This is a genomic window from Achromobacter sp. DMS1 (assembly GCF_001270295.1).
The window spans coordinates 1-10,996 of the sequence record NZ_LHSJ01000013.1 but is presented as its reverse complement, the minus strand read 5'-3'; the positions used below and the strand labels follow the sequence as shown (position 1 = coordinate 10,996).

The window sequence follows — 10,996 nt, the reverse complement described above, 5'->3', positions numbered from 1 at the left end:
ATCCTTCCCGCACCGCGGGCGGCACGCAGCGGGCGGCGCGGCCGCCGCGCTGGCCTGGCCGCTGCTGCCCCTGGCCGACGGCACCGACATGGGCGGCTCGCTGCGCAATCCGGCAGCTTCTGCAACGTCGTGGGCCTGCGCCCCTCGCCGGGCCGCGTGCCCCTGTGGCCCAATGCGGCCGCCTACAACACGCTGACGGTCGCCGGGCCCATGGCCCGCACCGTTGCCGACGCCGCCCTGTATCTCGCCGCGATGGCCGGCCCCGATGCGCGAGATCCGCTTTCCATCGACCAGGACCCGGCACGCTTTCTGGGCGCGCTGGAACGCGATTTCGCCGGCACGCGCGTGGCCTACGCCCCCGACTGGGGCGGCCTGCCCACCGAACCGCGCGTGCGCCAGGTGCTCGACGGCCGATTGGGGGTCTTCGCCTCGCTGGGCTGCGAGATTGTCGAGGCCTGCCCCGATTTCACCGGCGCCGACAGCGCCTTCCACGCCTTGCGCGGGCTGGCTTTCGCCACCACGCAGGGCCAGGCCCTGGCGCGCGAGCGCGCGCGCATGAAAGACACCGTCGTCTGGAACATCGAGCTGGGCCTGCAGCAATCGGGCGCCGCGCTCGCGCAGGCCGAGCGCGACCGCGCGGCGCTCTTCGCTCGCATGCATGCCTTCATGCAGGACCACGACTATCTCGTCGGCGCGGTCAGCCAGGTTGCCCCCTTCCCGGTCGACGAACCCTATGTGCGCGAGATCGATGGCGTGCCCATGGGGAACTACATCGACTGGATGCGCTCCGGCTATTACCTCTCGCTGACCGGGCATCCGGCGATCTCGGTGCCATGCGGCTTCACGCCCGACGGGCTGCCCGTGGGCATCCAGATCGTGGGCCGCTATCGCGATGAGCTGGGCGTACTGCGCCTGGCGCACGCCTTCGAGCAGGCCACGGAATGCTGGCGCAGGGCGCCCGCGGGCATGGCCTGAGCGCCGCACCGCCGGCGAAGATTTCCACACGCGGAGCCCGGCTCCGCTTCTCAAGGGGAGAGCAGTCCAATGTTGCGCAGATTTTTCCAACGCCTGGCCCTCGCCGCCATGGCAGCCGTGGCCATGCGCCCGCGCACGGCCACGCCCAGTCCGGCTGGCCGGCAAAGCCCGTCATGCTCATCGTGGCCCTTTCCGCCCGGCGGCTCCACCGACGTGCTGGCGCGCCTGTTCGCCGCCAAACTGGGCGACCGGCTGGGCCAGAGCGTGGTCGTGGAGAACCGCCCGGGAGCCAATACCGGCATCGGCGCTGCGGCCGTGGCGCGCGCGGCGCCCGACGGCTACACGCTGCTCATCATACGCGCCCACCTTCACCACCAATTCGCTGCTCTACCCCAATCTGGGCTATGACCCGATCAAGAGCTATGAATACGTCGCCATCGCGGGCAGCGCGCCGTTCGTGATCCTCACCAACCCGCAGACCGGCCTGTCCAACGTAGCGGACATCGTCAAGCAGTCCGCCGCCGGGCCGTTGAGCTTCGGCTCTTTCGGCACGGCGTCCACGCCCCACCTGGCCGGCGAATTCCTGGCGCAGCGCACGGGCGCGAAACTGCTGCACGTGCCCTATCGCGGCAGCGCGCCGGCCATGACGGACCTGATCGGCAACCAGATCCCGCTGTCCATCGACACCCTGGTCGCGGCCTTGCCGCAGATCCGCGCGGACAAAGTCCGCGCGCTTGCCGTCACGGGCGCCGAACGCGCCCGGCTGCTGCCGCAAGTGCCCACCGTCATGGAGTCCGGCGTCGCGGGCTATGACTTCATCACGTGGTACGGCATCGCCGCGCCGCGCGGCACGCCCGCCCCCGTCGTCGAACGCCTGTCGCGGGAAGTGAAGGCCATGCTGGCCGACGCGGATACGCCGCAGAAGATGCGCGATCTGGGCTTCGATCCCTTCTATGCCGACGCGCAGGCGTTCCGCGCCCGCGTGAAGCAGGAACTCGAACGCAATGCGGGCGTAATCAAGGCGGCGGGAATCAAGCCGGAATAGCGCCCTGGCGATGCGCCCGGCGCGCATCGCCAAAGATGCATGAGGTGGCGGCAACGCAACAAAGAACGGACCGCCGGCACGGCCCGCGCGGGCCATAACGCATTGCGCTGCGGGCCGGGTGGTATATAGTGAAGCGGTCCTGTCGCTGATTCCGCAGCAGCGGAATGAGTGTCTGTCTTGCGCCATCTCCGCCATGAATGACAATGACAGCATAGGTAACCCGGGGCGCCGCGCCTTTTTCAGAAAGTCGCTTCCGCTCATCCCCGCCACGGCGCTGGCCGCCTCGGGCGGCGCCCTCGCAGCGCCAGTCCCCGCCCCCCTGCCCGAAGTTCCCGGACCGGCGGTGGATCCCTCCCTGGCCAATGCCGCCAAATACCAGCCCCGGTTCTTCACCACCGAGGAATACCGCTTTCTCCAGGCCGCGGCGGCCCGCCTGATCCCCAAGGACGAACTGGGCCCGGGCGCGCTGGAAGCGGGCGTGCCCGAGTTCATCGACCGCCAGATGGGAACCGCATACGCGGCCGGCGGCCTGTGGTACATGCAAGGCCCCTTCGCGCCCGATGCGCCCAGAGAAATGGGCTATCAGCTCAAGCTCAGTCCCCGCGAGGTGTATCGCCTGGGCATCGCGGCGGCCGACCGGTGGTGCGCCCGGAAGCTGGGCAAGGCATTTGCCGAACTGGGTCCGCAAGAGCAGGACCAGGCGCTGGCCGCCATGGAAAAAGGCATAGACGGTTTCGAGCACCTGCCCTCGTCCACGTTCTTCTCCATGCTCTGGACCAACACGCGGGAGGGCTTTTTCAGCGATCCCATGCACGGCGGCAACAAAGGCATGGCGGGTTGGAAGCTCATCAATTTTCCCGGCGCGCGCGCCGACTTCATGGACTGGATCGAGCGCGACGAGAAGTACCCCCAACCCCCGGTTTCCATACGCGGCGCAAGAGGATAGCCCATGGCCACGACCCTGAAAAAGACCGACGTGGTGGTGCTGGGCTTCGGCTGGACGGGCGCCATCATGGCCAAGGAACTCACCGAGGCCGGCCTGTCGGTGGTGGCGCTGGAGCGCGGCCCCATGCGCGACACCTATCCCGACGGCGTCTACCCGCAGACCATGGACGAACTCACGTACAACTCGCGCAAGAAGCTGTTCGTGGACGTATCCAAGGAAACCGTGACCATCCGCCACACCAGCAAGGACACCGCCCTGCCCAACCGCCAGCTCGGGGCCTTCCTGCCGGGCAACGGCGTGGGCGGAGCCGGCCTGCACTGGTCCGGCGTGCACTTCCGGGTCGACCCCATGGAGCTGCGCATGCGCAGCCACTACGAAGAACGCTACGGCAAGGACTTCATCCCCGAAGGCATGACCATCCAGGACTTCGGCGCCACGTACGAAGAGTTGGAGCCTCACTTCGATTTCGCCGAGAAAGTCTTCGGCACGTCGGGCACGGCCTGGACCGTCAACGGCAAAAAGGTGGGCGAAGGCAAGGGCGGCAATCCTTTCGCGCCCGACCGCTCCAGCGACTTTCCGCTGCCGGCGCAGAAGAACTCGGTGTCGGCCATGCTGTTCGGCAAGGCGGCCGAAGCGGTGGGCTACCACCCCTACAACATGCCTTCGGCCAATACCTCGGGCCCCTACACCAACCCCTACGGCGCGCAGATGGGGCCCTGCAATTTCTGCGGTTTCTGTAGCGGCTATGCCTGTTATATGTATTCCAAGGCATCGCCCAACGTGAACATCCTGCCCGCGCTGCGGCTGGAGCCGCGCTTCGAGCTGCGCACCCATTGCCAGGTCCGGCGCATCAACCTGGCGCCCGACGGCAAGACCGCCACCGGCGTGACCTACGTGGACGCGGCCGGGCAGGAAGTGGTGCAGCCCGCCGACATCGTGGCGGTGTGCATGTTCCAGTTCAACAACGTGCGCATGCTGCTGCTGTCCGGCGTGGGCAAGCCCTACGACCCGGACACCGGCACCGGCGTGGTGGGCCGCAATTTCGCCTACCAGAACATGGCCACCATCAAGGTCTTCTTCGGCAAGGACCAGCACTACACCAATCCCTTCATGGGCGCGGGCGGCAACGGCATCGCGGTCGATGATTTCAACGCCGACAACTTCGACCACGGGCCGGCAGGCTTTGTCGGCGGTTCGCCGTTCTGGGTCAACCAAGCAGGCACCAAGCCGATCTCCGCCTCGGTCGCGCCGCCCGGCACGCCCGGCTGGGGCAGCGGCTGGAAGAAAGCCATGGCCGACTACTACGAGCACCACGTCTCCATGGACGCGCACGGCGCGCACCAGAGCTACCGGGCCAACTACCTCAGCCTGGACCCCACCTACAAGGACGCCTGTGGCGATCCGCTGCTGCGCATGACCTTCGACTGGCAGCCCAACGACATCAAGATGAACCTGTTCATGCAGGAGAAAATGGCCGCCATCGCGCGCGCCATGGGGGGCAAGGCCATCGGCGTGTCGGGCAAGCAGGAAGGCGCCCGTTTCGACACCTCCAGCTACCAGACCACCCACTTGAACGGCGGCGCCATCATGGGCGTCGATCCGCGCACCAGTGTGGTCAACCGCTATCTGCAGTGCTGGGACGTGCACAACGTCTTCGTGCTGGGGGCCTCGGCCTTTCCGCAAGGGCTGGGCTACAACCCCACGGGGCTGGTGGCCGCGCTCGCGTACTGGTCGGCCAGGGCCATCCGTCATGACCAACCTGCTCAATCCCAAGGTCTTCATATTCCTGGTGGCGTTCCTGCCGCAGTTCACGGACCCCGCGCAAGGGCCGGTATGGCTGCAGATGCTGGCGCTGGCCGTGTTTTCCAAGACCATGGGGCTGGCCACCGGCGCGGGCTTCGCCTACGGCGCTTCGCGCATCCGTGGCTGGCTGGGCCGCAATCCGTGGTTCCTGCGCGTCCAGGAAGGGGCGCTGGGCGCGGCGATGCTGGCGGTCGCCGGCTATGTGGTGTTCAGCCGGGGCGGCCCGGCCCGGTGAGCCCGGGCCGCCGGCCGCACTCGCCGGATTCGACCGGATATTGTCCGAATGCGGCGGTAACATCCGCCGTATGCAGAAACTCGGCCACCAGATTCTCTATTCCGCCTCCGACATCGTCAATTTCCTGGAGTGCGGGCACCTGACCTCGCTCGACTTGCGGCACCTGGAGACGCCGCTGCCGTTGGCGCAGGAAGACGAGCCGCTCGCGCTCGTCCAGGCCAAGGGGCTGGAGCACGAACGGGCCTATCTGGAGAAGCTGCGTGTCCAGGGCTTGCGCATCGTGGACGTGAGCGAGGCGGGCGACAGTCTCGAGGCGCGGCTGCGCCGCACCGAGGCCGCCATGCGGGAGGGCGCGGAGGCGATCTACCAGGCGGCGTTCCGCCACGGCAGCTATGTGGGCCATGCGGATTTCCTGCTCAGGGTGGCGCGGCCCTCGGCGCTGGGCGGCCATGGTTACGAGGCGGCCGACACCAAGCTCGCGCGCAGCCCGCGCGCGAAATTCGTGGTGCAGCTCGCCTTCTATTCCTGGCTGCTGGGACTGGCGCAAGGCGCCGAACCGAGGCACATGAGCGTGGTGCTGGGCAACGGCGTCGAACAGCGCTTTGCCGTGTCCGACTACGCGCATTATTTCCGGCGCGTGCTGGCGGGCTTCGAGGCCTTTGTCGGCGCGAAGGGCGCGCAGACCTATCCCGAGCCCTGCGAGAAATGCGCGCAATGCCGCTGGAGCGCGCTCTGCGACGAGCAGTGGCAGGCCGACGACCATCTTTCGCAGGTGGCCAACATTACCGGCCAGCAGATCCGCAAGCTGCAGGCGGGCGGCATCGGCACGCTGGCGCAGCTGGGCCTCTGGCGCCGGGCGCGCCGTGCCGCTGCTCGAGGGAACGACGCTGCAGCGGCTGCGCGCGCAGGCGGCGCTGCAGTTGCGCGCCCGCGAGGAGGGCGGGCGTTACTACGAACTGATCCCGCGCGGGCCGGAGCCGGGGCTGCGGGGATTCGAGCGCATGCCGCGGCCCGACGAGGGCGACATGTTCTTCGACATGGAAGGCGATCCGCTGGAAGACGGCGGCCTGGAATACCTGTTCGGCGTCTATGTGCGCGATGGCGGCCGGGAGGCGTTCCACCCGTTCTGGGCGCACAACCGCCGCGAAGAAAAGGCGGCGTTCGAGCGCTTCATGGATTTCGTGGTCGAGAGGCTGCGCCGCTACCCGGATGCGCACATCTACCATTACGCGCCTTACGAAGAGACGGCCATCAAGCGGCTGATGTCGGTGCACGGCACGCGCGAGGCCGAGGTGGACAGCCTGCTGCGCATGCACAAGCTGGTGGACCTGTACCAGGTGGTGCGCGAGGCGCTGCGCGTGTCCGAGCCGAGCTATTCCATCAAGTCCATCGAGCATTTCTATCGGCCCCGGCGCGAGGGCGGCGTGACCAACGCGGGCGCCAGCATCGTGTTCTACGAGCGCTGGCGCGCGGAGCGCGACGAGCGGCTGCTGCAGGCCATTGAAGACTACAACCGCGACGACGTGGTGTCCACCTGGCAATTGCGCGAGTGGCTGCGGCAGATCCGGCCGCAGGACCTGGCCTGGGCGAACGACCGCGGCCAGCAGGACATCGAGGCGGCGCGCTTCGAGGCGGGCGCGAAGACCGAGGCCGAGGCGCGGCTGGACCGCTACCGCGAGCCGCTGCTGGACGGCCTGCCCGACGAGGAGCCGGCCTGGACGGCGGACCAGGCGCATCGCGCGCTGGTCTTTCAGTTGCTGGATTTTCACCGGCGCGAGCAGAAGCCGGAATGGTGGGCGTATTTCGCGCGCGCCGAGGCCAGCGACGCGGAGCTGGTCGAAGACAGCGAGTGCCTGGGCGGATTGGTGCGCGACCACGATGCGCCCCTGCTCAAGGAAGGGCGTTCGCTGCGCTACACCTACCGCTACCCGCCTCAGGAAACCAAGCTGCGCACGGGCGCGTCCTGCCGGGAGATCCGTGGCGGACAGAAGCTGAACAAGCTGGAGATCGACCCGCGCGCCTGTACGCTGTCTTTCACGTGGGCGAAGCCCGAGCCGCCGCCGCCGCGGCTGGCGGCAGGGCCGGACCAGCCCATCAACAATAAAGTGCTCGCCGACGCCGTGTTCCGCTACGCCGACGCGCTGCTGGAGCCGGCCGCACGCGCGCCCACGCGCTTTCGCGCGGTGGACGCGCTGCTGCGCCGGGAAGCGCCGCGCCTGCACGGCGTGGAACCGGGCCGGCCCCTGATCGATCCGGGCCGCCCCTTGCTCGAACAGGCGGTGACGCTGGTCGCCGCGCTCGACGAAAGCGCGCTCTTCGTGCAGGGGCCGCCGGGCGCGGGCAAGACCTACATCGGATCGCGCCTGCTGGTGCATCTGCTGCGGCAGGGCAAGCGCGTGGCCGTCACCTCCAACAGCCATCACGCCATCAACAACCTGCTGGCTGGCGTGGAGAAAGCCGCCCGCGAGCAGGGGTTCGTGTTCGCGGGGGCCAAGAAGTCCGGCGCGCCGGGCGACGATACCTGTCTGGGCGGGGACTGCATCGAAGACGTGTTCGACAACAAGAAAATCGATCCCGCGCGGCACCAGTTGGTGGCGGGCACGGCCTGGCTGTTCAGCCGCCCGGAAATGGAGGGCCGTTTCGATTACCTGTTCGTGGACGAGGCGGGGCAGGTCAGCCTGGCCAATCTGGTGGCGGTGGGGCTGTGCGCGCGCAACATCATTCTGCTGGGCGACCAGATGCAGCTCGGGCAGCCCACGCAGGGATGCCACCCCGGCCGTTCGGGACAGTCCACCCTGGAGTACCTGTTGGACGGCGAGGCCACGATCGCGCCCGACCGCGGCATTTTCCTCGACACCTCCTACCGCATGCATCCGGCCATTTGCGGCTTTGTTTCCAGCGCCATCTATGACGGCAGGCTGCGCGCGGCCGAGGCCACGCGGTCGCAGCGGCTGGCGCTGTCGGCCGGAGCCGATCCGGCGCTGCGCGAAAGCGGCATCGTGTATGTGCCCGTGCCGCATGAGGGCAATGCGCAGTCCAGTCCGGAAGAGGCGCGGCGCGTGGCGGCCCTGTACGCCAGCCTGCGCGCGCAGCATTACGACGACGGCGCGGGCCGTGCCGTGCGCCTGGGCGCGGACGATGTGCTGGTGGTGGCGCCCTACAACGTGCAGGTCAACGCGCTCAAGGCGGCGCTGCCGCCGGACGCGCGGGTGGGCACCGTCGACAAGTTCCAGGGGCAGGAAGCCCAGGTGGTCATCATTTCCATGGCGACCTCCAGCGGCGCCACCATGCCGCGCGACATGGAGTTTCTTTTCAGCCGCAATCGCCTTAACGTGGCGATCTCGCGCGCCAAATCGCTCGCCGTGCTCGTCGCCAGTCCGGCGTTGCTGTCGGTGCGCTGCCGCACGCCCGAGCAGATGGCGCTGGTCAATACGCTGTGCTGGGTGGCCGAACTGGGAGAGACGGGGGGCGCCGGCGGGGCTCGGGGCCCGCACAAGACGCCTTCCGGCGCCAACGGGCGTTAATCCTGCAGGGCGCGGCCGAGCGCCGCCTCGGCCTGGCGGTCCATGACGACCGTGGCGGCCATGCGCGCCCGCGTAAGACCGACGAACAGCCGGCGCCGTTCCCGCTCGCCGAGTTCGGTGAAGGACACCTCCGTGAGCACCACGACCGGGCAGGACTGGCCCTTGTAGCGAAAGAGCGTATCCGCCAGGATGGCGCCCTCGGTCCACAGGGAAGCGCCTGCGGCATCGTATCCGGCGAAGCGTCTGAGCCCATGGCCGCAAAGCTCGGCCTGCCCCAGCAGGTGCGAACGCGCCAGGCCGCGGTAGCTGAGGATCACGATGTCGCCCGGCGCGTAACCCTCGTCCAGGTAGCCGCGCACCGCCTGCGCGGTCCGCAGCAGCATCTGGTCCTCGTCGTCATAGGCCGACATGGCCGGCTCGCGGCCTGCATACGCCCCCAGGGCGCGGATGGGCCGGGGCGTGAGCCGCAGCACGTTGATGCTGTCCACAATGGAAGTCGGGCTGCGGAAATTGTCCGGGCAGTGCAATACCACGGCTTCTGGAATGTCGCAGGGCGGGTGCTCATAGAGACGCTGGTCTTCGTCTTCCAGAAAATAGAAGCGTCCTTCCTCCCGCAGCAGGCGACGCAGGGCAACCGTCCAGTGCGGATCGAAGTCTTGCCCTTCGTCGATGATGAGCACATCGTGCTGCGGCTCGAACGATGCCGAATCTTCGCAGTAGCGCTGCGCGGCTTGCCGCAATGCGTCCGGCGCCGAGAAATCCAGCGCGCCCCGCGCGCGCCGGAAATGATCGACCGCCAGTTCGTGAAAGGTGGAGACTGTTGCTCGTGGCGGAGCCAGCCGGCCGATCTGTTCGGAGAGCGACCGGTTGAAGCACGCATACAGGGCGCGCTGGCCCTGGTCCGCGGCGTCGTGCAGCAGCCGCAGGGCAAGCTGAGTCTTGCCGGAACCGGCCGTCGCCTGTATGCGCAGGACGCGGCTGGGAGCGTCGACTCGCGTGGCCCAGGCGGCCAGTCCGCTGCCGAGGCGTTGCGTGACGTTCGATAGCTGGTCGCGCAGCACGTCCAGGGCGGGAGCCACCTGGAACCAGTTGAGCAGAAATGCCCGGACCCGGGCGCTGTTTCCGCTCGGTTCGCCCTGCGGCAGGACGGCGCACAACCGCGCCGCCAGGTCGGGAAAATCCGCGGCGTCGATGATGCGCTCGCGCGGATATGCGGCGCTGCCCGCGCCGAGCATGCGATAGTCGGGCAGCAGGAGCACGTGGCCGATGCGGGGCGGCCGGTCGAGCTCGCGTATCCGCGCCAGCAGCGCGGCATGCTGGCGGCGGCACTGGCGACCGATGTTCTTGCGATGCGCGCCGTATTGCTTGTAGAGGCCGTCCGCGGCCTCCTCGATGGGGCCTGCCTTGATCTCCAGCAACAACAGGTCGCCCGCCTGGTTCATGGCGACGATATCCACTTCGCCTTCGGCGTCGCGGCCCTGGTAGACGGAGCGCCATTCCACGCTGTGAAAAAGGCTGTAGGCGTCGGGCAGCGTGTCGCGCAGGCGCTGCAGGATGTCGAGTTCGCGCTGCAGTCCGGCCGGCATGCCGCAGAGGGGGCCGTGAAAGATATCGTCGGGGTAGATCCGAGCCATACGCGCATGTTCTCCGGATGGGCATTCGCCGGGCCGCGAAGCCAGCGGGATTCTCTCACATGCCTATTTCGTCCGACATTGCGCCAGGATTTGTCCGAATGCCTCTCCAGAATGCGCCTGTCGCATTGTCGAGGAGGGCATGATGTTGGACCCATATCTGCCGCTGGTGCGCTACTGGACGCTGGAACTGCTGGCGGGCATGCGGGGCTTTGCGGCGGCGGCCAGCAGGCTGGCGCCGCGGGAATGGGAGCGCGTGCGCGAGGCGCTGTGGCATCGCGGAAGACGGAGACATGCGCGAAGCGCGGTCGGCGGCGGCGCGCGAGGCTGCGCAGTTGGGAGCGCCGGGGCCGGGCGCGCCGGGATTGCCGCTTGCGCGCAACCTGGAATGGCTGGCCAACGCAATCGGCCTGGACACGGCCGCGCGGCGGATCCTGCTGTTTGCCGTGCTGTACGAAACCAGCGCCGTACTGAGGCCGGTGCTGGGCGCGCTGGGCGGATTCGGCGATCAGGCGCTATGCGTGTTGCTCGCGCGCCTCCTGGCGCTGGATGAAGACGACGCCCGCATCGCGCTGGCGCTGGCCGGCCCGCTGGCGGCATCCGGCATGGTCAGGGTGGCGTCCGGCCCCGGCCTGCTGCCCTACGGCCGGAAATGCGGCTGCGGCCCGGGCTGGCGGATGCGCTGCTGACGCCGCATGCGAAACAGGCGGAGCTGATGCGCACGCTGCTCTGCACGAGCGGCGACAGGGCGCGCGGACCGGAGGCGGCCGTCCCCGCGCGGGCTGGGCGCGCAGCCCCGGCGCGGCGTCGTCGCCGGCCCCGCGGGACCCTGACCGG

The 10,996-nt window shown here is 68.6% G+C and carries 5 protein-coding genes and 4 pseudogenes; 8 read left to right on the top strand and 1 reads right to left on the bottom strand.

Annotation, left to right across the window (positions count from 1 at the left end; translation table 11 throughout):
* From AD428_RS02875 to AD428_RS02855, 7 genes and pseudogenes are all read left to right on the top strand, one after another.
* Nucleotides 1-975 (top strand): annotated as a pseudogene (locus tag AD428_RS02875) (amidase); the annotation flags it as partial.
* 80 nt (nucleotides 976-1,055) lie between these two features.
* Nucleotides 1,056-2,020: pseudogene (locus AD428_RS02870) on the top strand (Bug family tripartite tricarboxylate transporter substrate binding protein).
* A 193-nt stretch (nucleotides 2,021-2,213) separates the two neighbouring features.
* Nucleotides 2,214-2,966: a gluconate 2-dehydrogenase subunit 3 family protein gene (locus AD428_RS02865; protein ID WP_053244109.1), complete on the top strand. Its 753-nt coding sequence runs from the start codon at nucleotides 2,214-2,216 to the stop codon at nucleotides 2,964-2,966.
* A gap of 3 nt (nucleotides 2,967-2,969) precedes the next feature.
* Nucleotides 2,970-4,715: pseudogene (locus tag AD428_RS02860) on the top strand (GMC family oxidoreductase); the annotation flags it as partial.
* Nucleotide 4,716: 1 nt separating this feature from the next.
* Complete coding sequence (locus AD428_RS27420; protein ID WP_369798681.1) at nucleotides 4,717-5,004, top strand: LysE family translocator; 288 nt, start codon at nucleotides 4,717-4,719, stop codon at nucleotides 5,002-5,004.
* Nucleotides 4,970-5,848: pseudogene (locus AD428_RS27415) on the top strand (TM0106 family RecB-like putative nuclease); the annotation flags it as partial. The gene AD428_RS27420 and the pseudogene AD428_RS27415, both read left to right, overlap by 35 nt.
* 19 nt (nucleotides 5,849-5,867) lie before the next feature.
* Nucleotides 5,868-8,528, top strand: a complete 2,661-nt coding sequence (locus AD428_RS02855; protein ID WP_235488942.1) for a TM0106 family RecB-like putative nuclease — start codon at nucleotides 5,868-5,870, stop codon at nucleotides 8,526-8,528.
* Here the strand turns inward: AD428_RS02855 and AD428_RS02850 are convergent.
* Nucleotides 8,525-10,162 carry an ATP-binding domain-containing protein gene (locus AD428_RS02850; protein ID WP_053244108.1) on the bottom strand — a complete coding sequence of 546 codons (1,638 nt, stop codon included), beginning with the start codon at nucleotides 10,160-10,162 and terminating at the stop codon, nucleotides 8,525-8,527. The genes AD428_RS02855 and AD428_RS02850 overlap by 4 nt on opposite strands.
* Before the next feature lie 290 nt (nucleotides 10,163-10,452).
* Between AD428_RS02850 and AD428_RS02845 the strand changes: the two genes are divergently transcribed.
* A complete protein-coding gene (locus AD428_RS02845; RefSeq protein WP_053244107.1) occupies nucleotides 10,453-10,848 on the top strand; it encodes a hypothetical protein in 396 nt (131 codons plus the stop codon).
* The last annotated feature ends 148 nt before the right edge of the window (nucleotides 10,849-10,996 follow it).

Excerpts from the sequence above, each read along its gene's own strand:
- AD428_RS27420 (WP_369798681.1), top strand. The coding sequence starts at position 4,717 with ATGACCAACCTGCTCAATCCCAAGGTCTTCATATTCCTGGTGGCGTTC.
- AD428_RS02865 (WP_053244109.1), top strand. The coding sequence starts at position 2,214 with ATGAATGACAATGACAGCATAGGTAACCCGGGGCGCCGCGCCTTTTTC.
- AD428_RS02850 (WP_053244108.1), bottom strand. The coding sequence starts at position 10,162 with ATGGCTCGGATCTACCCCGACGATATCTTTCACGGCCCCCTCTGCGGC.
- AD428_RS02845 (WP_053244107.1), top strand. The coding sequence starts at position 10,453 with ATGCGCGAAGCGCGGTCGGCGGCGGCGCGCGAGGCTGCGCAGTTGGGA.